The sequence below is a fragment of the Azohydromonas lata NBRC 102462 genome (assembly GCF_001571085.1).
Taxonomy (GTDB): Bacteria; Pseudomonadota; Gammaproteobacteria; order Burkholderiales; family Burkholderiaceae_C; genus Azohydromonas; species Azohydromonas lata.
In genome coordinates this window covers 34,116-56,530 of record NZ_BCTC01000037.1, presented here as the reverse complement: position 1 = coordinate 56,530, position 22,415 = coordinate 34,116, and the positions used below count along the sequence as shown (strand labels likewise).

Sequence of the window (22,415 nt, the reverse complement as noted above, 5' to 3'; positions counted from 1 at the left end):
TGGCGCTGGCGCGGCAGTGGAGGAGCGACGCGCGCACGCGCGAGCTGCCCATCATCATGCTCACGGCCCGCACGGACGAGTCCGACCGGGTCAACGGCCTGGACGCCGGCGCGGACGACTACCTCGTCAAGCCGTTCTCCATGTCGGAGCTGATGGCGCGCATGCGCGCCGTGCTGCGCCGCCGCGCGCCCGAGGCGCTGGAGGCGGCCGTGGAGGTGGGCGGCCTGCGCCTGGACCCGGCCACGCGGCGCGTCACGCGCGCGGTGGAGGGCAGCGTGCGCGACGTCAAGCTGGGGCCCACGGAGTTCCGGCTGCTGCACTTCCTGATGGCGCACCCGCAGCGCGTGCACACCCGCGCGCAGTTGCTGGACAAGGTGTGGGGCGACCACGTCTTCATCGAGGAACGCACGGTAGACGTGCACGTGAAACGCCTGCGCGAGGCGCTGGCGCCGGTGGACTGCGCGGCGCTGATAGAGACGGTGCGCGGGGCGGGGTACCGGATGGCGCAGAGCGTGGAGGCGGTGGCGGGCTGAGGGCTGAGGGCTGAGCGCTTGCCTTCACCCAAAGACAGGCCCGTACAGCCCAGGCCGTAGACGTAGAACGCAAGCCGCGAGACACCAAGCCACGCCCTCTACCTCGTCATTCCCGCGAAGGCGGGAATCCAGGCGGTCCCACGCCTAAGCGTAGAAATGACGCAGGCAAGCCAAGGTTAGGCCCTGGTACGCCGACGGGTGAGCTGGCGGCCGGCTTGGGGGCCGCCTGGATTCCCGCCTTCGCGGGAATGACGGCTTGAGGTGCGCTGCCCGTCAGTTTCCGGCTGAGGGCTGAGGACGAACAGCGAACAGCGAACGCCTAGCGGCAGGCGACAGGCGACATCCCATCCGACAGCGAGAAAATCGTCGCCCCCACCTCACCCCGCCCCGAAGTTGAGCCTGTACCCATACCCGCGCTGCGTCTGGATCATCGAGCGCCCGCGCCCGCCGTCGAGGTGCTTGCGCAGCCGCTTGATGTTCTGGTCCACGGTGCGCACGTCCACGGCGTGATCCGGCCCCCAGGTGGCGGCGATGATCTGCTCGCGGCTGACCACGCGGCCCTGGTGCTCCATCAGGCAGCGCAGCAGCTCCAGCTCCGCGCGCGGCAGCGACACCACGTCCACCTTCTGCCCGCGCGCCACGCGCACCTCGTGGCGCAGCGTGTCCAGCTCCAGCGGGCCCAGCCGCAGGGTGGCCTCCGGCGGGGCCGGCGCCACCGGCGGGCGGCTGTTGAGCTGCTCGCCCAGGCAGCGCACCACCTCGCGCGGCACGAAGGGCTTCTCTATCCACAGCCGGCGGCTGCCGGCCTGCTCGTCGCCGCGGGCCTGGGACGACAACACCAGCGTGGGCGCGATGTCGTCCGCCGCGGCGCCCGCGGCGTCCAGCCAGGCGGCGGCGGCGGGTGAGTCCGCATCCACCAGCACCGCGTCCGGCCGCACCTCGCCCGCAAGCTGCCGTCCCTCCTGCGCCGAGGCGGCCAGGATGGGCAGCAGCCGCGCGTGCTGCAGGTGCGAGGCCACGAGCTCGCGAATGGCGGGGTTCTCGATGATCACCAGGACGGACCTGGGAACCGGTTGTCGAGGAGCGGCTGCGGCAGATCCGGGCATGGTCATGGGCAAGCGATTCCTTTAACGCCCAACGCCAGACGTCGGGCCCAAACCGCCATGGTGAAGCCGCGATGTGACAGTCTCTTGACACCCCCAAGACGCACACGCCGGCGGCGTCAAGGAATGCCGCATGCCCAGCCCTGGCCATGCCCACCGTCCCGATTTCCGGGGGATGAAATGCTTTTCCTCAAGTCCGGCCCGCCTTGTCACATTGCTGTCTTAATCGGTTCATAGAGTGGTTTGCATGAACGATTTCCCGCTTTCCGGCGACATGACGGCATTCCTGGACCCGGCGGAGCTGACCCCGCCACTGGTGTTGCTGGAGCGCGAAAAGGCCATCCTGGCCTTCAACCGCCGCGTGCTGGCACAGGCGCGGCGCGAGGACGTGCCGCTGCTGGAGCGGCTGCGCTACGTCACCATCGTCTCCTCCAACCTCGACGAGTTCTTCGAGGTCCGCTTTGCCGACGTGATGGAAGCCGCCCGGCTGCCCGGCACGGCCGTCTCCACCGGCGAGGTGCAGGCCGTGGCCGCCGAGGCCCGCGCCCTCGTGGACCAGCAGTACGCCGTGTTCAACGACGAGGTCATGCCCGCCCTGGCCCGCGAGGGACTGGTGGTGCTGCAGCACTCGCAGCGCAACGAGGCGCAGCGGCGCTGGGTGGCGCAGTTCTTCGCGGCGCAGGTGCGGCCGCTGCTGGTGCCCGTTGGGCTGGACCCGGCGCACCCCTTCCCGACGGTGGCCAACAAGACGCTGAACTTCATCGTCCAGCTCGGCGGGCGCGACGCCTTCGGCCGCGAGAACGCGATTGCCATCGTCAAGGTGCCGCGCGTGCTGCCGCGCGTGATCCAGTTGCCCGACGAGCTGGCCGAGGGCAGGCAGGCCTTCGTCCTGCTCAGCAGCGTGATACGCGCGCACCTGAAGGAGCTTTTCCCCGGGCGCGAGGTGCTGGCCTTCTCGCAGTTCCGCGTCACGCGCGACTCCGACCTGGAGGTGGACGAGGACGACGCCACCAACCTGCGCCAGGCCCTGCGCACCGGGCTCTACACCCGCCACTTCGGCCAGGCCGTGCGGCTGGAGGTGGTGGACAGCTGCTCGGAGACGCTGGTGCAGTTCCTGCTGCAGCAGTTCCAACTGGCGCCCTGGGCGCTGTACCGGGTCAACGGCCCGGTCAACCTCGTGCGGCTCAACGAGCTCATCGACCAGGCCGACGCGCGCGCCTTGCGCTTTCCGCCCTGGGAGCCGGCCTGGCCGGCCAGCCTGCCGCGCGGGGGCTCCATGTTCGAGCGGCTGCAGCAGGGCCCCATGCTGCTGCACCACCCGTTCGAGAGCTTCGAGCCCGTGGTGCAGTTCCTGCGCGAGGCGGTGCAGGACCCGGACGTGCTCGCCATCAAGCAGACCATCTACCGCACCGGCACCGAGTCCGTGCTGATGGAGCTGCTGCTGGAGGCCGCGCGCCGCGGCAAGGAGGTGACCGTCGTCGTGGAGCTCAAGGCCCGCTTCGACGAGGAGGCCAACATCAATTGGGCCGAGCGCCTGGAGGCCGTGGGCGCGCAGGTGGTCTACGGCATCGTGGGCCTCAAGACCCACGCCAAGCTGCTGCTGGTGACGCGGCGCGAGCGCAGCGGCACGGGGCAGGGGCGGCGCGAAGCCACCGTGCTGCGCCGCTACGTGCACCTGTCCACCGGCAACTACAACGCCCGCACCGCGCGGCTCTACACGGACCTGGGCTGCCTCACCGCCGACCCCGAGCTGGCCGCCGACGTGGACGCCGTCTTCCAGCAGCTCACCGGCCAGGTGGAGCTGGGCCGGCTGCACCGGCTGCTGGCCGCGCCCTTCGCGCTGCAGGCCGCCATGCTGGACCACCTGGTGCAGGTCACGCAGGCGGCGTTCGCGGGGCTGCCCGCGCGCGTGGTGGTCAAGTGCAACGCGCTCACCGACCCGCTGCTCATCGACGCGCTGGTCATGGCCAGCCGCGCCGGGGCGCGCATAGACCTCGTCATCCGCGGCGCCTGCATGCTGCCGCCGGGCCTGGCGGGCGTGAGCGACAACATCCGCGTGCGCTCGGTGGTGGGCCGCTTCCTGGAGCACACGCGGGTCTTCTACTTCCGCTGGGGCAAGTCGGAGGAGGACGAAGCCATCTACCTCAGCAGCGCCGACTGGATGAGCCGCAACATGCTGCGCCGCGTGGAGATCGCCTGGCCGCTGCGCGATGCGGCGATGCGCCAGCGCGTGATCGACGAATGCCTGGTGCCCTACCTGCACGACGCCCGCGACGCGTGGGCGCTGCACAGCGACGGCAGCTGGACGAGCCTGGCCGAGCCCGGCCGCCCCGGCGCGCAGCAGGCACTGATGAACCGCTACCAGGGCTGAAGGCCGGCCACGGGCTGAACAAGAGCTGATCAACAGGAGATCGAGCGATGGACCTGATCCTGTGGCGCCACGCCGAAGCCCACGACCTGCGCGAGGGCGACACCGACGACCTGGCCCGCGCCCTCACGCCCAAGGGCGAGCGCCATGCCGCGCGCATGGCGCAGTGGCTCAACCAGGTGCTGCCCGCCAGCACGCGCGTGCTGGTGAGCCCGGCCGTGCGCACGCAACAGACGGCGCAGGCGCTGGAGCGCCGCTTCAAGACCGTGGCCGCGCTGGCGCCGGACGGCACGGTGGACGGCCTGCTGGACGCGGCGCGCTGGCCCGACGCCAAGGAGCCCGTGCTGGTCGTGGGCCACCAGCCCACGCTGGGGCTCGCGGCGGCCTACCTGCTCGCGGGCACCGCCCAAGCCTGGAGCATCCGCAAGGGCGCCGCGTGGTGGCTGCGCTGCCGCGACAAGGACGGCCAGCGCCAGGTCGCGCTGCTGGCCGTGCGCTCGCCGTCGCACCTGTAAGGGCAGGCCGCACGACGGCGCCGTCACGGCCCGCACGCTCAGGGCGCTTGCAGCAGCAGCTCCAGCGGCCCCTGCTGCGCCCACAGCGCCACCTCCTCCTGCAGCAGGTGGAGCGTGCGCGGATCGGCCGGCGGGCTGGCCCGCTCCCAGCGCAGCGCGTGGCGCCGCCCGCCCAGTGTCTGCAGGCGCAGCCGTGGGCCGGCCACGTCGCGGCGGGCGTGGCAGCGTATGGCGGCCAGGCGCAGGCACAGCACCTGGCGCGCGAAGGGGCGGCGCGCCAGCGCCGCTTCCAGCTTCTTCAAGCCGCCGCGCTGCGCCAGGACCAGATCGGCCAGCCGCCGCTGCTGCGCAGCGGTGAAACCCGCCGCGTCGGCGTGCTCCACCAGGTAGGCGCCGTGGCGGTGGTGGTCGTGGTGCGAGATGCAGCGGCCCAGCTCGTGCAGCGCGCAGGCCCAGGCCAGCTCGCGGTACTCGTCCAGCCCCGCGTCCGGCGCGGCGTCGCGGTGCAGCGCCAGCGCCACCTCGCGCACGCGGCGCGCCTGCGCCAGGTCGCAGCCGAACTGGCGCTGCAGCGCCGCCACCGCGGCGTCGCGCAGGTTGGCGGCGCCGTCAGGGGCCGGCACGGCCGGGTCAGCAGTGCACGGGAGCAGGGCGGAGGGGGCGGCAGCGTTCATGTCTGGCGGCGGGGCGGACGCTGGAAAACCCGGCGGGGCAGGATGCGTGCCGCAAGGCATGCACGCCATGGACCGGGGGCGCGAGGAACAGCCATCGGCAAAAAAGCCAGCCTAGGCGCGTCCCGTGAAGCTTGCGTGACAGCGCCCCCGGGGTTTGCCCGCAGGCCGTCTCCTTGCTGTCAGCATGGAAACCACGATCCACCCAGGAGTGACGCATGGCTTCCCATTCCACTGTCCCGCCCAAGCGGCCCGCCGCCGCCCCCTGCTGCGCCTTGCCGGAGGGCCGCGCATGAGCAAGCCCAGCAAGGACAGCGACGCGGCCCACGACAAGCGCCTGGCCGGCCTGGTGCATGCCGACCCCAAGGCGCGCTTCAACCTCGCCAAGGTGGACCCGGGTCATAAGCCCTTCTCGGTGGGCGACAAGGCGCAGGACAAGGCCGTGGTGGAGGAGCTCGCGCAGGAGCTCGACGGGCTGCAGAACCTCTTCTGGGCCGACCGCCGCTTCAAGCTGCTGGTGGTGGTGCAGGGCATGGACGCCTGCGGCAAGGACGGCACGCTGCGCCACGTCTTCGGCCGCATGACGCCCTTGGGCGTGCACGCCGTGAGCTGGCGCGCGCCCTCCGAGGAGGAGCGCTCGCACGACTTCCTCTGGCGCATCCACCAACGCGCGCCGGCCGCGGGCGAGATCGTGCTGTTCAACCGCAGCCACTACGAGGATGTGCTGGTGCCCGTGGTCAAGCGCCAGCTCACCGGCAAGCAGATCGCCCAGCGCTATGCGCAGATCAACGACTTCGAGCGCATGCTCACCGAGCACGGCACCGTCATCCTCAAGTACATGCTGCACATCTCGCGCGACGAGCAGCGCCTGCGGCTGCAGGACCGCCTGGACGACCCGGCCAAGCACTGGAAATTCCTGCCGGAAGACCTGGAGGTGCGCAAGCACTGGGACGCCTACCAGGACGCCTACGCCGACGCCCTGTCCGCCACCGGCACCCCGTGGGCGCCGTGGACCGTGGTGCCCGCGGACTCCAAGACCCACCGCAACCTCATGATCGCCACGCTGGTGGCGCGGGCCCTGAAGGCGCTGAACCTGCGCTTCCCGGAAGGCGACCCGGCGCTCAGGGACGTGCGCGTCGAGTGATGCGTGCGTGCGCGGCGGGCGTGCATCCCGGGGGGCGGCGCGCGGCTTTCATGCAAGCGACTTGAAGCCGTCACGGCACTGACACGAAGGCTTCGAAGAATGCGCTGGTCTTTCCCAACCGACGCGTTCCCCGATGAACCACAGCTTCACGCCCGCCGCCACCCCCGCCGACGAACCCAACGGTTACGACGACAACGAGATCGTCAACCACAGCGCCAACGCGCACATGAACGACTTATTGGCCGCGCGGCTGGTGAGCCGCCGCCAGGCGCTCAGGGGCGGCGTCAGCGTCACGGCCGGGGCGCTGTTGGGCGGCCTCTCGCTCACGGCCTGCGGCGGCAGCGGCGACGACGACGCGCCCGCCACGCCCGCCACGCCGGTGGATACGCCCAAGGCCCTGGCCCTGGGCTTCACCGCCGTGGCCAAGAACAGGAACGACCTCGTCACCGTGCCCGCGGGCTACCAGGTCAGCGTGCTGCACGCCCTGGGCGACCCGCTGCACTGGGGCGACGCCTCCTGGGCCGACAACGGCAGCGAAAGCGCCGACTCCTACAACCGCCGCATCGGCGACGGCCATGACGGCATGCACTACTTCGGCCTGAGCGAGGCCGGCGCCTACCAGGCCGACCGCTCCGACCGCGGGCTGCTGTGCGTGAACCACGAGTACGTCGTGGGCCCCTACGCGCTGCACCCCAACGGCCGCACCATCGTGGACAACGTGCGCACCGTGCCCGCCGAGGTGGAAAAGGAGATCTACGCCCACGGCGTGAGCATCTGCGAGGTGCGCCGCGGCGCCGCGGGCACGGCCATGAGCCTGGTGCGCGGCTCGCGCTACAACCGCCGCGTCACCTCGGCCACCGAGATGGACATCGCCGGCCCGGCCCGCGGCAGCGCGCTCATGGCCACCAGGTTCTCGCCCACCGGCGTGAAGGCGCGCGGCACCAACAACAACTGCGCCAACGGCTACACCCCTTGGGGCACCTACCTGACCTGCGAGGAGAACTACCTCAACGTGCTCGCGCGCGCCGCCAACGACGACGCGCTGCGCACGCCCAAGGAGATCGTGGCCCTCGCGCGCTACGGCCTGCCGCAAAACCGCCGCAGCCCCTACCTCTGGGACACGGCCGGCAGCGACGACCTCTTCGCGCGCTGGACCTCCTCCGTCACGGGCGCCAGCGCCGGTGCCGACTACCGCAACGTGTTCAACACCTTCGGCTGGGTCGTGGAAATCGACCCCTTCAACCCGGACGCCACGCCGGTGAAGCGCACGGCCCTGGGCCGCTTCAACCACGAGGGCGCCTGGCCCGCACCGGCCGTGGCCGGCCAGCCCATCGTGATCTACATGGGCGACGACTCGCGCGGCGAGTACATCTACAAGTTCGTCTCCAAGGCGCCGTGGGACGCCAAGGACGTGGGCGGCGGCGTGGCCGCGGGCGCCAAGTACCTCGACGAGGGCACGCTGTACGTGGCCCGCTTCAATGCCGACGGCAGCGGCCAGTGGCTGGAGCTCACCCACGGCAAGAACGGCCTGACCGCCGCCAACGCCACCTACGCCTTCGCCGACCAGGCCGACGTGGTGACGCACGCGCGGCTGGCCGCCGACGTGCTGGGCGCCACCAAGATGGACCGGCCGGAGTGGGGCGGCGTGAACCCGCTCAACGGCGAGGCCTACATGACCCTCACCAACAACAGCAACCGCGTCGCGGCCACCGCCACGCCCAGCGGCAGCCAGGTGAAGGTCGATGCCGCCAACCCGCGCGCCTACACCGACACCTACGCCAACGCCGACGGCAGCACCCGCAACAGCGCGGGCAACGTCAACGGCCACATCATCCGCTGGCGCGAGGCCGGCACCGGCAACGCGGCCGCGAGCTTCGCGTGGGACGTCTACCTCTTCGGCGCGCAATCCGACGCGGCGGCGGACGTCAACCTCTCCGGCCTCACCGCCGTCAACGACTTCTCCAGCCCCGACGGCCTGCACTTCGACGAGCGCGGCCTGCTGTGGATACAGACCGACGACGGCGCCTACACCGACGTGACCAACTGCATGATGCTGGCGGCGGTGCCGGGCCGGGTGGGCGACGGCGGCAGCGCCACCGCCGCGGGCGGTGCCGTCACGCGCAAGGGTGCCAACGCAACCGAGCAGACCGTGCGCCGCTTCCTGGTTGGGCCGGTGGAGTGCGAGATCACGGGCATCGCGCTGACGCCGGACCACAAGACGCTGTTCTTCAACGTCCAGCACCCGGGCGAGGACGGCACGCTGGCCGCGCCCACCAGCCACTGGCCGGACCGCCAGACCAACGCCGCCTCCACGCGGCGCCCGCGCTCGGCCACGGTGGTGGTGACGCGCACGGACGGCGGCGAGATCGGCATCTGAGCCCACGCCCGGGCAGGCGCGTGCATCGCGCCTGCATCGGCATGTCCCTGCGCGCAGGAGAAGCCCGCCTTGAGACCTCTTGCGGCCCTCTCCCGCCTGGGACTTTCCCTGTAGGTATCAGGCTATGCCCTGGCCGGGGGAGGCGTTTCCTAAAGTCTGGGCACCTACCCGGAAAAGCGGCGGGGACAAGCCGCCACGCAGGAGACGCCACCATGAAAGTGATTCCTTTGGCCGCAGCCGGCCAGGGCTGTGAAGAACCCAGCGGCGAGGTGCCCAAGCTCGCGCTGCCGCTGACGCGGCGCAGCTTGCTGCGCGGCTCCGGCATCCTGATGGGCACCCTGGCCGCCGGCAGCCCGCTGGCGCTGCTGGCCCCCTCCACGGCCTGGGCCGTGGAGCTGAAGACCCTGTCCCAAGCGCAGGGCCAGACCCTGCTGCTCATGGGCCGCGTGCTCTACCCGCATGCCAAGTTGCCCGACGCCGTGTATGCGCTGCTGGCCAAGGACCTGGATGCGGCGGCCGGCGACAACACCGACATGGCCAAGCAACTGCAGGACGGCATCGCCTCGCTGGACCACCTGGCCGGCGGCAGCTTCGCCAAGGCCAGCCCGGCGCGGCGGCTGCAGGCCGTCAAGTCCATGGAGGGGCAGCCCTTCTTCAACACCGTGCGCGGCAAGTGCGTCACGTCGCTGTACGACAACGACATGGCCTTCGCCGCCTTCGGCTACCCCGGCTCGTCGTGGGACAAGGGCGGCTACATCACCCGCGGCTTCCAGGACCTGAAGTGGCTGCCCGCGCCGCCGCTGTCGGCCAGCCCCAAGCCCTACATGGGCTGAGCGCGCACGGCGCAAGACCGCACTTCACCAGCACAACATGCCCGGCCGGCCAGGCACCGGCCGGGGCGGAGACCTCCATGGCTGCATTCGATTTCTCGGACGACTCCATCGTCGTCATCATCGGCTCCGGCGCGGGCGGCGGCACGCTGGCCAACGAGCTGTGCCAAAAGGGCATCAAGGTCGTCGTCCTGGAGGCGGGCGCGCCACAGTCCAACGCCAGCTTCATCAACGACGAGTGGAAGTCGTTCAGCCAGCTCGCCTGGCTGGACAAGCGCACCACCTCCGGCACCTGGCGCGTGGCCAAGGATTTCGCCGGGCTGCCGGCCTGGATCTGCAAGACCGTGGGCGGCACCACCACGCACTGGGCCGGCGCCTCGCTGCGCTTGCAGGAGCACGAGTTCCGCATCCGCAGCGAGTACGGCGGCATCAAGGACGCCAACCTGCTGGACTGGCCGCTCACGCTCAAGGAGCTGGAGCCCTACTACGCCCGCGCCGAGGACAAGATGGGCGTGACGCGCACCAACGGCATTCCCGGCCTGCCCGGCAACAACAACTTCAAGGTGCTCTACAACGGCGCCACGCGGCTGGGCTACAAGGAGGTGCACACCGGCAACATGGCCATCAACAGCCAGCCGCGCGACGGGCGCGGGCGCTGCATGCAGCTGGGCTTCTGCTTCCAGGGCTGCAAGAGCGGCGCCAAGTGGTCCACCCTCTACACCGAGCTGCCCAAGGCCGAGGCCACGGGCAACTTCGAGCTGCGCAGCCAGTGCCACGTCTCGCGCATCGAGCACGACGCCAAGGGCAAGGCCACGGGCGTCGTCTACTTCGACAAGGACGGCAAGGAGCAGCGCCAGAAGGCCCGCATCGTCTGCGTGGCGGGCAACTCCATCGAGACGCCGCGGCTGCTGCTGCTGTCGGCCTCCAACCTGTTCAAGGACGGCCTGGCCAACTCCTCCGGCCAGGTCGGCCGCAACTACATGCGGCACATGACGGGCTCGGTCTACGCCGCCTTCAAGGACCCGGTGCACATGTACCGCGGCACCACCATGGCCGGGATCGTCCGCGACGAGGCCGGGCACGACACGCGCCGCGGCTTTGCCGGCGGCTACGAGATGGAGACGCTGTCGCTGGGCATTCCCTTCATGGCCGCCTTCCTGAATCCGGGCGGCTGGGGCGAGGATTTCGCGTGGTGGATGGAGCACTACACGCAGCTCGCCGGCATGTGGCTGGTGGGCGAAGACATGCCGCGCGAGACCAACCGCGTCACGCTCAACACCGACGTCAAGGACCAGTGGGGCAACCCCGTGCCCAACGTGCACTACGACGACCACCCCAACGACGCGGCCATGCGCAACCACGCCTTCACGCAGGGCGAGCGCGTCTACCAGGCCGCGGGGGCGATACGCACCTTCCGCACGCCGCCTTACCCCTCCACGCACAACCTGGGCACCTGCCGCATGAGCGCACGCGCGGCCGACGGCGTGTGCAACAAGCACGGCCAGACGCACGACATCAGCAACCTCTTCATCAGCGACGGCAGCCAGTTCACCAGCGGCGGCGCGGAAAACCCGACGCTGACCATCGTGACCCTGGCCATTCGCCAGGCCGAGTACATCGCCGGGCAAATGACCCAGCGCGCGATCTAATTGCGGCCGGCCGGTAAAATCGGCCGGATAAAAATACCCGGAGACAGCATGTGTGAATTCTTCGTATCCGCCGATCCGATTCTTTACGAATCGCGTACCCGCACCGTGCGCATCCGCGGCGTGTCCACCAGCATCCGCATGGAAAACTTCATGTGGGACACGCTGGCGGCGCTGGCGGCCGAAGAGGGTGTCACCACCAATGCGCTGATCGCCCAATTTCATGACGAGATATTGCGCCACCGCGGCGACGTGCAGAATTTCGCCTCTTTCCTGCGGGTGACATGCCTGCGCTATCTTCGGCGCAAATTGGACGCGGCCGAAGGCCACCAGCCCGGCGGCCCGATTGACGGCGCCCTCGGCGGCTCGCTCGACGGGCATCTCCTGGACGGCACCGGCCCGGCTTTCCCTCAGAGCACGCACTGACCATCTCCCCCTGAACGCACCGAACGCATATATGGCCAAAATCATCCATACCATGATTCGCGTCCGCGACCTGGACGCCTCGCTGAATTTCTACCGCCAGGTGCTGAATCTCACGCCCGCGCACCGGCTGGATTTCCCCGATTTTTCGCTGGTGTATTTGCGCAATCCCGAGAACGATTTTGAAATCGAGCTGACCTGGAACAAGGGCCGCGAGGAGCCCTATACCCACGGCGACGGCTACGGCCACGTGGCGGTGGCCGTGGACAGCGTGGCCCAGAAGCACGCGGAATTGGTGGAGGCGGGTTTCGCGCCGCTGGCCATCAAGGAATTCAAGGTCGGCGAGGAGCTGCTGGCGCGCTTCTTCTTCATCCAGGACCCGGACGGCTACAAGATCGAAGTCCTGGAGCGCCACGGCCACTACCAGTAAATCTCTCGAAAGTCCGGTGCTGCCCCGGGCTCGCTGCCCCGGGGCGGCGGGCCACGGGGCCGTGCCGTCTGGAGCCCTTGCCAAGGGCTTGGTCACCGTTTCTTCACGGTTGAGCTGGAGCATCTCCCCATGGCCCCTCATCTCCTCACGGCGCTCAGCGGCCCGCTGGGCGCACTGGAAAAGCGGCTGCTCAATGCAGCCCCCGACATCGAACGCTGGTTCGCCCGCCAATGGGCGGTGCACCGGCCGCCGGTGTATTCCTCCGTGGACGTGCGCAACGCCGGCTTCAAGCTGGCGCCCGTGGACACCAACCTCTTTCCCGGCGGCTGGAACAACCTGACGCCGCGCATGCTGGAGCGCGCGGCCGAGGCCGCGGCCGGCGCGCTGCGGCGCGCGGCGCCCTGCAACCGCCGCGTGCTGCTCGTCCCCGAGAACCACACGCGCAACCTGCACTACCTCTCCAACGTCGCGCGGCTGCGCCAGGCGCTGCTGGCCGGCGGCCTGGACGTGCGCGTGGGCAGCGTGCTGCCCGACCTGACAGAGCCCCTGGCGGTGGAGCTGCCGGACGGGGGCAGCGTGCTGCTGGAGCCCGTCCAGCGCGAGCACGGCCGCCTGGGCCTGCCCGGCTTCGACCCCGGCCTGGTGCTGCTCAACCACGACCTGAGCGCCGGCATCCCGCCGCAGCTCCAGGGCTTGCGCGATCAGCCCGTGCTGCCGCCGCTGCATGCGGGCTGGCACGTGCGGCGCAAGACCACGCACTTCGCCCGCTACGCCGAGGTGGCGCGCGAGCTGGGCGAGGCCATTGGGCTGGACGAGTGGCTCATCACCCCCGACTTCGAAGCCTGCGACGGCCTGGACTTCAGCTCCGGCACGGGCCTGGAGGCGCTGCAGGCGCGCGTGGACGCGCTGCTCACGCGCGTGCGGCACAAGTACCGCGCGCTGGGCGTGGCGGATGAGCCCTTTGCCATCGTCAAGGCCGACAACGGCACCTACGGCATGGGCGTGATGACGGTGCGCGACGCGGCGGAGCTGGACAAGCTCAACCGCCGCACGCGCAACAAGATGGACGTGATCAAGGACGGCCAGCGCACCACGTCCGTGATCGTGCAGGAGGGCGTGCCCACCTGCGAGCGCGTGGGCGAGGCCATGGCCGAGCCGGTGGTCTACCTGATGGACGGCCAGGTGGCGGGCGGCTTCTACCGCACGCACGCCGAGCGCGGGGTGGACGAGAACCTCAACGCGCCGGGTGCGCGCTTCGTCTCCATGGCCTGCGCGGAAGGCCAGCCGGGCGAGGGCGTGGGCGGCGCCAACCGCTTCTATCCCTATGCCGTGATCGCGCGGCTGGCCACGCTGGCGGCCAGCCGGGAGCTGGAGGCAGAGCAGGCGCCGGTGAAGGCTTGCGAGGCGGCTTGAGAGAAGGGGCAGGGCGGGGCGGGGTGGGGCGTCACGCCGCGCTCTGCTCCCGCAGCGACGCCATGTCCACCACGAACCGGTACTTCACGTCCGAGCGCAGCATGCGCTCGTAAGCCTCGTTGATCTGGTCCATGCGGATCATTTCGATGTCCGAGGTCAGGCCGTGGCGGGCGCAGAAGTCCAGCATTTCCTGCGTCTCGGCGATGCCGCCAATGAGCGAGCCCGCCAGGCGGCGGCGCCGGAAGATGAGGTTGAAGACCTGCGGGGAGGGATGCGGCTCGGCCGGCGCGCCCACCAGCACCAGCGTGGCGTCGCGCTTGAGCAGCACCAGCAGCGCGTCCAGGTCGTGGGGCGCGGCCACGGTGTCCAGGATCATGTCGAAGCTCTCGGCATGCGCGGCCATCTGGTCCGGGTCCTTGGAGATGACCACCTCGTCGGCCCCAAGCCGCTTCGCGTCCTCCGTCTTGCCGGGCGAGGTGGTGAACAGCACCACCCGGGCGCCCATGGCGTGGGCGATCTTCACCGCCATGTGGCCCAGGCCCCCGAGGCCGACCACGCCCACCTTCTTGCCCGGCCCGGCGCCCCATTGGCGCAGCGGCGAGTAGGTGGTGATGCCCGCGCACAGCAGCGGCGCGACGGCGGCGAGGTCGTCCTGCGCATGGCTCACGCGCAATACGAAAGCCTCGTCCACGACGATCACTTCCGAGTAGCCGCCGTAGGTGTTCTCGCCGCCGCCAAAGGCCGGGCCGTTGTAGGTGCCGGTGAAGCCCGTTTCGCAGTACTGCTCCAGGCCCTCGCGGCAGGCACTGCAGGCGCGGCAGGAATCCACCATGCAGCCCACGCCGGCGATGTCGCCGGCCTTGAACAGCGTCACCTCGGCGCCCACGGCCGTGACGCGGCCGACGATCTCGTGCCCGGGCACGCTGGGATAGACCGTGTTCTGCCACTCGTTGCGCGCGGTGTGCAGGTCGGAGTGGCACACGCCGCAGTAGAGGATTTCGATCTGCACGTCGCGCGGCCCCGGGTCGCGGCGCTCGAAGCCGAACAGGCGCAGCGGGGACGTGGCGGAAACGGCGGCGTAGCCGCGGGTGGCGATCATGAATGGAGCTCCTTCAAGCGTTGAGGAGAGACAGGCGGGGCGATCATGAGCCGGGCGCCAGCCGCCGGCCGTTACCTACGGTGAAGTCGTGCAGCGCCCAACGCCCAACGCCCAATAGCGCCGACGTTCCAATGCCCGTGAATCGATGGGAGCACCGATTGCCGTCCCCGGCCTACAGGCGTCACTGCCCACGAGGCGTGGATTTTCCGAATGTGAAACCTGTCAGCACAAAAGGCACGGCATGGACGCCAAGCATATTGACGCAAGGGATGCGAGTTTTCGGTGCGCATTCCCCTGCGGCAGCAGGATGGCTCGGTGCCGGAGGCACATTGGGGAGTTTGAGCATCGCCCCCTGTCAATCTGCTCAACGGTCGAAAGTGATCTTCACCGAATCCGCACTGCGCTGCGCCGGCCCATGAAAAACCGCCTCGATATTGTTGCCGTCCGGGTCCAGGACAAAGGCGGCGTAATAGCCGGGGTGGTAGGGGCGCTCACCGGGCGGGCCGTTGTCGCGGCCGCCGTTCTCCATCGCGGCCTTGTAAAAAGCCTCGACCATGGCGTGATCGCGGGCCTGGAAGGCCAAATGGATGCGGCCGGTCAAATGGCCTTGGGCAGCGGGGCTGTTGGCGCTGGAAATGAACAATTCGTCGGCCCAGAAATAACTGTCGCCGCTGCCGCCCATGGGAACTTCCAAAGCTTTCAATAGGGCCTCATAAAACCGCCGGCTGGCGGAAAGATCATGGACGACGAGGTGGATGTGGTCTATGAGGCGGCCGCGGCGCAGTTCGGTGGTTTCCATGGAGGCTCCTGGTTTTTGACCGGGAGAAGCATAAGAGACCCTTCATCAAAAAACAAAACCATAGACCATTGTGCCCTCAATGAAATACTTTTAATAAAATTTAAACGACAGACACTTCAGAAGGGAATTCAATGTTCGACCACGTGAAATTCGGCGTTACCGACTACGAGGCCAGCAAGGCATTTTTCCTCAAGGCACTGGCGCCGCTGGGCGTCACCCTGCTTTCCGAAGGCCTGCCGAGCTACGGCGTGGAAATCGGCTCAAAAGGCGGGGCCACCCTGTGTTTGTTTCAAACCCAGGAAAAGCCGGCGCATCTTCACCTTGCATTCAGAGCGGAAAACCGCCAGCAGGTGGACGATTTTTATCGGGCCGCTTTATCGGCAGGCGGCCAGGACCATGGGGCGCCGGGGCTGAGGCCGCAATACCATGCGAATTACTATGCGGCGTTCGTGATTGGGCCGGATGGGCACAATATCGAGGCGGTTTGCAATGAACCCATAACCTGACCCAGAGCGGAGATATTTCCGATTTTCCCAACTACACCGCGTTTGAAACCCCGAATCACATTCCTCAGCAGCGCCCCGACCGCCGGCTCCGCGGCTGCAATTTGTCCAGCTCCGCAAACTGCTGTTTCAAAAGCAGCATCAGGGCCCGCGCCTGGTCCACCGGCAAACTCACCACCGTGGTGGGCGATTCGTCGCGCGCCGAACGCGGGAGCACCAGGGCGTCCACGCCGATTTCTATGAGCCCCTTGTCGTGCCGCAGGGACTTCAGGCGCTGGACTTCGATGTCAAAGGTTTTCAAGGCTGCTCTCAAGGGAAGGTTCAAAGGCGGATTATCGGCGATGCCGCACCTCCGCCCGCCGGCCCCTCCCGCCACGGCCGTCAGCTTTGCCACGCCTTGGCACGTTTCGGACGCCCAGGAAAAAGGCGCCCGCAGGCGCCTTGGCGTGACAACATACCCCCCGGCCGCTTACCAGGACCAGCGCTTGGACGAGGCGCGGTTATTCATGAAGGAGCCGACGAAATAGCAGTTGGGGAAGCAGCGAACCCAGTCGCCCGTCTGCCAGTAGCCGTCGTAGCTGGTATTGCGGTTGCAGCCATTGAAACCGCGCGTGGAGGTCAGGCGGTTGTTGAAGGCGCCGGGCATGTTGGCAACATAGGAACGGCCGCCATAACAACCGTAGATATTGTTGGCGTACCAGATGAAGCTCGCGCCACCGTAATAGCGGCCGTCGTAGTCCACGCCGATCACGCGGGTGGCGGCAGCCGCCACGTCGGATTCCTTGAGAGATTGCGGCGTGGCATCCGCCGCCAGCGCAACCGTGTTTTGCGTGGCCGCCGCCATGGCCGCCGCAAACGTGGCGTGGCATTCCACCTTGCCCATTGCAGAGGCCTTGGCACCTTCGGCCATGGGCTGCAATTCGGCCACGCAGTGCTTGCCGGCCGTTTGCGGGCTGGTCACGGCCGGAGCACTGCCCATTTCCACTTCCGCATCATTGGCCGGATCATTTTGCGCCATGGCCGACGCAGCGGCAAAAGCGGACATGCCCAGCAGGGCGAACAGGCGAGCGTGGGAGATTTGGGTTTGCATGTCGATTTCCTTGCCTTGAAACCGCCTGAGGCAGTTTGGTGGGATGACCCTGTCTTTTTGGAGTTTTATTCCGCCGCCCCACTGTCCTGAATAGCCTGGGCTATTGGCGTTGGGATTTCGTTGCGGAATGACGAGCAGTTTAGGCAGCCAGAATGGCCCGACCACCCCCAAAGGTCGGCGCACGGGGGAGGGGGATCAATACCCCCCACAAGGTTGCCGGCATATTCAGCCAGCGGTGATGGGGAATGTCCTAGGCAGAAAGTCATTGAATGTTCATAAACGCGGCATCCGGAAAATCGGAGCGGGCATTTACTTCATCAAACCGCGGGCATACGCGTTGCTGCACTGCAGCAATGAATCTCCATGTTGTTTCCTCCTCTTCCACCGGCGCGGGCGAGCGCACGGTGCCGGCCGCCAGCGGGCCGGCGCGGTACGTGAGCCTGGCGCTGTCCGGCGGCAATGCCTTGGGCGCCTATGGCGCGGGCGCCTGCGAGGCGCTGCTGGAAGCCGGCTACGCGCTGGACCGCGTCAGCGGCGCGTCCATCGGTTGCGTGAACGCTACCATCCTGGCCGGCAACCCGCCGGCTCAGCGCGCGGCCAAGCTGCGCGAGTTCTGGCAGCAGGCCGCGCGCTGGTCGCCCTGGGGCACGCTGCCCACGGGCGGGCAGGTGCGCGACACGCTCAACAAGCTGCAGACGCTGCACACCGTGATGGCCGGGCGCCCGGGGCTGTTCCGGCCGCGGCCCAGCGGCTTCTTTTCCCTGCTGCCCGGCACGCCGCCGGACGTGGGCCTGTTCGACGGCCACCCGCTGCTGGCCACGCTGGAGCGCGTCATGGACTGGGACTTCCTCAACACCGCGGCGCTGCCGCTGACCATTGGCAGCGTGGACCTGGAAAGCGGCGAGGGCGTCTATTTCGACACCCGGGAGCAGGCGATCGAGCCGCACCACGTGCTGGCCAGCACCGCCTTCCTGCCCGGCTTCCCGCCGGTGGACATCGACGGCCGGCTGTTGGGCGACCCCGGCATGCTGTGCAACCTGCCGCTGGACCCGCTGCTGCGCGACCCGCCGCCGGGGCCGCACCTGTGTATCGCCGTGGACCTGTTCGACGCGCGCGGCGGGCGGCCGTCCTCCATGGACACGGCGCTGGAGCGGGTGCAGGACATCGCGTTTGCCTCGCAATCGCTGCGCACCATCGAGGCGTTCCGGCGCGAGTACCGGCTCAGGCGGCTGCTGGCGCAGTCGCTGCAGCGCACGGGCCACGCGGTGGAGCTGGACGCCGAGGAGATGCGCCTGCTGGAGCGCGAGGCCCGCGGTGCCGACACCGACATGGTGCTGCTGGCCTACCACCCGCCGGCGCACGAGGTCTCGGCCAAGACGCTGGAGTTCTCCGCCGCCTCCATCGCCGAGCGCTGGGAGGCCGGCCGCCAGGACATGCAGCGCGCCCTGACCCTGCTCGAAGCCGGCCAGGCGACCACGCGCGACCCGGGGTTCAACTTCTACGACGCGCGGCGGGTGCAGGCCCGGGAGGAGACACCGGCCGAGGCGGTAGAGGCGGCGCAGGCGCAGGCGACGCAGCCGGCTTGACGCAGCACCCGGCGCGGCCATGGCCGTGCGGGCCGAATGGCCGCCGGGCCACGGTTCGGCCCGCCAGCGGGCCTCGTACACCGCTGTATCGGTCGATATCGCCACCCGCTGCACCTGCCCCCCGTTGCGCTCGCCACCTAGCATGCGGGCCATCGCCGCGGCACCCGTGCGCCGCGGCCCAACTCATCAGGATGGCTCCATGTCCCGCAGCTCCCCGTTCAAGCAGGTCGACGTCTTCACTTCCGTGCCTTTCAAGGGCAACCCGGTGGCCGTGGTGATGGAGGCCGAGGGCCTCACGGCCGAGCAGATGCTGGCCATCGCCAACTGGACCAACCTGTCGGAGACCACCTTCGTGCTCCCGGTGAGCCAGGCGCACCGCGGCCAGGCCGACTACCGGCTGCGCATCTTCACGCCCGGCGGCGAGCTGCCCTTCGCGGGCCATCCCACCATCGGCACGGCGCACGCGCTGCTGGAGGCGGGCGTGGTCAGCGCCCGCGACGGCGCGCTGGTGCAGGAGTGCGAGGCGGGGCTGGTGCGGCTGCAGGTGTCCGTCGGCGAAAGCGGGGGCGCGCAGCGCATCGCCTTCGAGCTGCCCCAACCGGTGGTCACCCCGCTGGACGACGCGGCCATTGCCGAGCTGGAAGCCGTGCTGGGCGCACCCGTGCGCCGCGGCGAGGCGGTGCCGCGCCTGATCGACGTGGGCGCGCGCTGGATCGTCGCGCAGCTCGCCGACGCCCAGGCCGTGCTGGACTGCCGCCCCGACTTCAACCGCATGAAGCTGCGCGACATGCGCGACCACAACACGGGCGTGACGGTGTTCGGCGCCTACCCGGCCGGCGCCGCCGCGGGCATCGAGGTGCGCTCCTTCGCGCCCGCCCACGGCGTGGTGGAAGACCCGGTGTGCGGCAGCGGCAACGGCTGCGTGGGCGTGTTCATCCGCGACAGCGGCCAGGCCGCCACGCTTGGGCCGGATTACGTCGCGGCCCAGGGCTCGATGCTTGGGCGCGCGGGGCGGGTGAGCGTGAGCCTGCAAGGCGGGCAGGTGCGCGTGGGCGGGCAGGCCGTGACGTGCGTGGAGGGGCGCATCGCCCTGTGAGATCCCCTCACACCCCGCTCACCTCGCCGAAATGCCGCCGGTACGCCGCCGGCAGGTCGCGCAGCCGCAGCATCAGCGGCAGGTCGGCGGTGTTGAAGTCGGGGTCCCAGGCCGGGGCGCCCAGCACTTGGGCACCGCAGCGCAGGTAGCCGCGAATCAATGGCGGCACCTCGACGGGCAAATCCTTGCGCAAGGACGCCAGCGGCAGCGGCAGACGCGCGCGCACGTGCAGGTCCACGGGCGCCAGGTGCGTCTTGCGCAACTGCTCCCACAGGCTCGCGGCCGCGTGGCCGCCGTCGCGCATGGACATGCTCGCGCAGCCGATCACGGCCTGGAAGTCGTTGCGCTGCATGAAGGCCGCCAGGGCGGACCACAGCAGCAGGATCACGCCGCCGCTGCGCCAGCGGCCGTCTATGCACGAGCGGCCCAGCTCGGCCATGTGGCGCCGCATGGGGCGCAGCCGCACCAGGTCGAACTCCAGGTCGCTGTAGTAGCCGCCGGCCTGGCGCGCGCCTTCCGGCGTCAGCACGCGGTAGGTGCCCACCACCTGCGAGGGCTCGTCGTCCGTGGCCTGGGTGCGCACCAGCAGGTGCTCGCAGTAGCGGTCGAACAGGTCGGCATCGTGCCCTTCGGGCGTGCCGGGGGCAGGGCGCAGCCGCGCGCCCATCTCCTCGGCGAAAACCTGGTAGCGCAGGCGCTGGGCCTGGACCAGGTCTTCCTCGTCCCGGGCCCACACGGCCTCCAGCCGTGCAGGCCGGGTGCGGTCCGGAAGTACTGCAGGGTCGGGGGCGGAGGTCGCCGCGGCGGGGAGCATGAGCGTGTGTTCCATGGCCCGCCATGCTAGGCAACGGCCATGACAAGGCCGTGAAGCCCGCATGACGAAGCGATGACGCACCCCGGCGCCGGCGGGGTTTCAGCCTCGCGCCGACAGCCAGCGCGCGATGCGCTCCACCACCCAGCCGCCGTCGTCCAGCGGCAGGTCGTGCCCGGCGTCGGGGTGCAGCGCCAGCGGCAGCCGCCAGCGCGCGGCCAGCGCCTCGGAGCAGCGCGCATCGACCAGCGCGTCGCCGCGCGAGGCCAGCAGCAGCAGCGGCACGGCCGGCGGCGCGGCGGGCGCGCTGAAGGCGGCGGCCGCCAGGAGCTGGCGCAGCGCGTTGGCGCGCGTGACGGGATGCGCGCGACGCAACGTGAGCCACGCGGGCGGCACCTGCGCCACGCGGCGGCTGGTCAGGCGCAGGATGGCGGCTTCGCGCGCCGCGTCGTCGCGCCCAAGCAGCAGCGCGGGCAGCGCCGCCAGCGCCGCGGGGCGCAGCCGCCGGTGCAGCGGCTGCAGGCCGCGCAGGCTGGTGTTGATCAATACGCCGGCCGCGATCTCCTCCGGATGCGCCGAGCCCCAGGCCAGCGCCGCCATCGCGCCCAGCGACAGCGCCACCACGTGGTAGGGCGGCCCCGCGCCTTGCGCGCGCAACTGCCCGCGGCAGCGCGCGGCCATCTCGGCCATGCGCAGCGGGCTGGCTTGCGCGTGCAGCACGCCGTTGCCCGGCAGGTCCGGCATGAGCACGCGGCCCGGCAGCCGCGCGGCCAGCGTGTCGGGGAAGCCGCCCCAGTGCCCGGCCTCGCGCGTGAGCCCGCGCAGCAGCACCCAGGTGCGCGGCGGCGCGGCGCGGCGGTCTTCAAGGTCCGCACCGGACGGGGGCGCCGCCGCGTCGCTCACGCCGCGTACCAGCGCTGCATCGCCAGCGCGCGCTGGTGCTCGCGCTGCACGCCCTGCGGGCACCAGGCGCGGTGGCTGCAGGCGGCGCGGGAGGTGAAATCCAGCCAGGCCAGGTGGCGGCGCAGCACGCGGGCGTGGCGGTGGTCGGCCAGCGGGTTGAAGAGGCCTTGGGCCGAGAAAAGCTGGCTGGGCCGCTTGCGCACCCACAGCCACGAGCCCATCTCCAGCGTCAGCGGCAGGAAGGTGCGCGCGGGCGCGGCGTCGCAGGCGCGGCGGTAGAGGAAATCCCACAGGTCGCCATGCGCGAGGTAGTGGCGGCTCTGGGGCTCGAAGACGTAGCGGTGCTGGGGCAGCGACTCGTCCAGCAGCCCGCACAGGGCGTGCAGCTCCGCCAGGTGCGGCACGGGCGCGCGCGTGCCGGCATAGGGAAACCACAGCCGGTCGCGCAGGCCGAAGCCGGAGTGGCAGTCCACGGCCAGGCTGAAGTCGTGGCTGAGCAGCTCGCGCTCCACCACGGCGCACAGCGCCTGGCTTTCCGGCTGCAGCGGCGCGTGCCGCGGGCCGCGGTACCAGGGCAGGCGGCGCGACAGGCGCTGCCCGCCCACCAGCGGCGCGGCGCGCTCCAGCGCGTCCACGGGGGCGTTGCGCATGAGGTCCACGCCCTGCGGATTGGCGCGCGTGCCGTTGACCAGCCCGCCCGGGTTGACCACGGGCATGAACACCAGCCGCATGCGCTCCAGTTGCCGGTGCAACAGCGCGTCCCAGCGCAGCCGCGTGAGCACGCTGCGCAGGAAGCACAGCACCACCGCCGCGCCGATGCGCTCCAGCCCGTGCACGCCGCCGAAGAAGCCGGCCGCGGGCGCGTCCGGCGCCGGGTTGCCCAGCGTGAGCGCCAACACGGGCAGGCGGCGCGGGCCGGCCTGCACCTCGCACACGGTGCGCACCTGCAGCTCGGCCGTGGCGGCGTCGAGCAGGCGCTGCAGCTCCGTCAGCTCCGCGGGCTCGGTTGGGCGCATGCGTCCTCCTGGGGCGGTTCAGGGCGGGCAGGGTGCGCCGCCCGCCGGGCGCCGAAGCA

At 70.1% G+C, this 22,415-nt stretch carries 22 protein-coding genes; 13 read left to right on the top strand and 9 right to left on the bottom strand.

Annotation, left to right across the window (positions count from 1 at the left end):
- On the top strand, positions 1-533 hold a 533-nt coding region (locus ALA01S_RS14595), incomplete at its 5' end, for a winged helix-turn-helix domain-containing protein (RefSeq protein WP_066337590.1).
- Between the two features lie 377 nt (positions 534-910).
- Here the strand turns inward: ALA01S_RS14595 and ALA01S_RS14590 are convergent.
- Positions 911-1,585: a winged helix-turn-helix transcriptional regulator gene (locus tag ALA01S_RS14590; protein ID WP_066337589.1), complete on the bottom strand. Its 675-nt coding sequence runs from the start codon at positions 1,583-1,585 to the stop codon at positions 911-913.
- Positions 1,586-1,910: 325 nt separating this feature from the next.
- Between ALA01S_RS14590 and ppk1 the strand changes: the two genes are divergently transcribed.
- Both ppk1 and sixA read left to right on the top strand, forming a co-directional pair.
- Positions 1,911-4,007 carry a polyphosphate kinase 1 gene (gene ppk1 / locus ALA01S_RS14585; protein WP_066337596.1) on the top strand — a complete coding sequence of 699 codons (2,097 nt, stop codon included), beginning with the start codon at positions 1,911-1,913 and terminating at the stop codon, positions 4,005-4,007.
- A gap of 47 nt (positions 4,008-4,054) precedes the next feature.
- Positions 4,055-4,519 (top strand): phosphohistidine phosphatase SixA, encoded by a 465-nt coding sequence (gene sixA, locus ALA01S_RS14580; protein ID WP_066337588.1) that lies wholly within the window; start codon positions 4,055-4,057, stop codon positions 4,517-4,519.
- Positions 4,520-4,557: 38 nt separating this feature from the next.
- On the opposite strand, the gene ALA01S_RS14575 is transcribed toward sixA, so the two are convergent.
- Positions 4,558-5,193 (bottom strand): hypothetical protein, encoded by a 636-nt coding sequence (locus tag ALA01S_RS14575; protein ID WP_157119015.1) that lies wholly within the window; start codon positions 5,191-5,193, stop codon positions 4,558-4,560.
- Positions 5,194-5,482: 289 nt separating this feature from the next.
- Between ALA01S_RS14575 and ALA01S_RS14570 the strand changes: the two genes are divergently transcribed.
- The 7 genes from ALA01S_RS14570 to gshA all read left to right on the top strand — a co-directional run bounded on the left by ALA01S_RS14570 (position 5,483) and on the right by gshA (position 13,453).
- A complete protein-coding gene (locus tag ALA01S_RS14570; RefSeq protein ID WP_084267571.1) occupies positions 5,483-6,334 on the top strand; it encodes a PPK2 family polyphosphate kinase in 852 nt (283 codons plus the stop codon).
- Between the two features lie 133 nt (positions 6,335-6,467).
- A complete protein-coding gene (locus ALA01S_RS14565) occupies positions 6,468-8,711 on the top strand; it encodes a PhoX family protein (protein WP_066337585.1) in 2,244 nt (747 codons plus the stop codon).
- Between the two features lie 212 nt (positions 8,712-8,923).
- Positions 8,924-9,544 carry a gluconate 2-dehydrogenase subunit 3 family protein gene (locus tag ALA01S_RS14560; protein WP_066337584.1) on the top strand — a complete coding sequence of 207 codons (621 nt, stop codon included), beginning with the start codon at positions 8,924-8,926 and terminating at the stop codon, positions 9,542-9,544.
- Between the two features lie 77 nt (positions 9,545-9,621).
- A complete protein-coding gene (locus ALA01S_RS14555) occupies positions 9,622-11,190 on the top strand; it encodes a GMC family oxidoreductase (protein WP_066337580.1) in 1,569 nt (522 codons plus the stop codon).
- A 48-nt stretch (positions 11,191-11,238) separates the two neighbouring features.
- Positions 11,239-11,613: a ribbon-helix-helix domain-containing protein gene (locus tag ALA01S_RS14550; RefSeq protein WP_066337579.1), complete on the top strand. Its 375-nt coding sequence runs from the start codon at positions 11,239-11,241 to the stop codon at positions 11,611-11,613.
- Between the two features lie 31 nt (positions 11,614-11,644).
- A complete protein-coding gene (locus tag ALA01S_RS14545; protein ID WP_066337577.1) occupies positions 11,645-12,040 on the top strand; it encodes a VOC family protein in 396 nt (131 codons plus the stop codon).
- A 129-nt stretch (positions 12,041-12,169) separates the two neighbouring features.
- Complete coding sequence (gene gshA, locus ALA01S_RS14540; RefSeq protein ID WP_066337575.1) at positions 12,170-13,453, top strand: glutamate--cysteine ligase; 1,284 nt, start codon at positions 12,170-12,172, stop codon at positions 13,451-13,453.
- A gap of 31 nt (positions 13,454-13,484) precedes the next feature.
- Here gshA and ALA01S_RS14535 read toward each other — a convergent pair whose 3' ends face one another.
- Positions 13,485-14,552 carry an NAD(P)-dependent alcohol dehydrogenase gene (locus tag ALA01S_RS14535; protein WP_066337574.1) on the bottom strand — a complete coding sequence of 356 codons (1,068 nt, stop codon included), beginning with the start codon at positions 14,550-14,552 and terminating at the stop codon, positions 13,485-13,487.
- A 364-nt stretch (positions 14,553-14,916) separates the two neighbouring features.
- On the bottom strand, positions 14,917-15,351 hold the full coding sequence (locus ALA01S_RS14530) for a VOC family protein (protein ID WP_066337573.1): 435 nt from the start codon (positions 15,349-15,351) through the stop codon (positions 14,917-14,919).
- Positions 15,352-15,482: 131 nt separating this feature from the next.
- Here ALA01S_RS14530 and ALA01S_RS14525 point away from each other — a divergent pair, with 131 nt between their 5' ends.
- Positions 15,483-15,857: a VOC family protein gene (locus tag ALA01S_RS14525; protein ID WP_066337571.1), complete on the top strand. Its 375-nt coding sequence runs from the start codon at positions 15,483-15,485 to the stop codon at positions 15,855-15,857.
- A 64-nt stretch (positions 15,858-15,921) separates the two neighbouring features.
- On the opposite strand, the gene ALA01S_RS14520 is transcribed toward ALA01S_RS14525, so the two are convergent.
- Together ALA01S_RS14520 and ALA01S_RS14515 are read right to left on the bottom strand one after the other, a co-directional pair.
- Positions 15,922-16,155, bottom strand: a complete 234-nt coding sequence (locus ALA01S_RS14520; protein ID WP_066337570.1) for a hypothetical protein — start codon at positions 16,153-16,155, stop codon at positions 15,922-15,924.
- A gap of 168 nt (positions 16,156-16,323) precedes the next feature.
- A complete protein-coding gene (locus ALA01S_RS14515) occupies positions 16,324-17,127 on the bottom strand; it encodes a hypothetical protein (RefSeq protein ID WP_157119014.1) in 804 nt (267 codons plus the stop codon).
- A gap of 170 nt (positions 17,128-17,297) precedes the next feature.
- Between ALA01S_RS14515 and ALA01S_RS14510 the strand changes: the two genes are divergently transcribed.
- On the top strand, positions 17,298-18,530 hold the full coding sequence (locus ALA01S_RS14510; protein ID WP_066337568.1) for a patatin-like phospholipase family protein: 1,233 nt from the start codon (positions 17,298-17,300) through the stop codon (positions 18,528-18,530).
- A gap of 199 nt (positions 18,531-18,729) precedes the next feature.
- Positions 18,730-19,626, top strand: a complete 897-nt coding sequence (locus ALA01S_RS14505; protein WP_066337566.1) for a PhzF family phenazine biosynthesis protein — start codon at positions 18,730-18,732, stop codon at positions 19,624-19,626.
- Between the two features lie 7 nt (positions 19,627-19,633).
- Here the strand turns inward: ALA01S_RS14505 and ALA01S_RS14500 are convergent, their stop codons facing one another.
- The 3 genes from ALA01S_RS14500 to ALA01S_RS14490 all read right to left on the bottom strand — a co-directional run bounded on the left by ALA01S_RS14500 (position 19,634) and on the right by ALA01S_RS14490 (position 22,356).
- Positions 19,634-20,455 (bottom strand): GNAT family N-acetyltransferase, encoded by an 822-nt coding sequence (locus ALA01S_RS14500; protein ID WP_084267569.1) that lies wholly within the window; start codon positions 20,453-20,455, stop codon positions 19,634-19,636.
- Between the two features lie 84 nt (positions 20,456-20,539).
- Entirely contained in the window at positions 20,540-21,340 is an 801-nt protein-coding gene (locus ALA01S_RS14495; RefSeq protein WP_218011474.1) for an alpha/beta fold hydrolase, read from the bottom strand.
- The gene (locus ALA01S_RS14490; protein ID WP_066337564.1) at positions 21,337-22,356 is read right to left on the bottom strand and encodes a M14 family zinc carboxypeptidase; all 1,020 of its coding nucleotides are present in this window, start codon (positions 22,354-22,356) and stop codon (positions 21,337-21,339) included. The genes ALA01S_RS14495 and ALA01S_RS14490 overlap by 4 nt, the downstream gene beginning before the upstream one ends.
- Between the last annotated feature and the right edge of the window lie 59 nt (positions 22,357-22,415).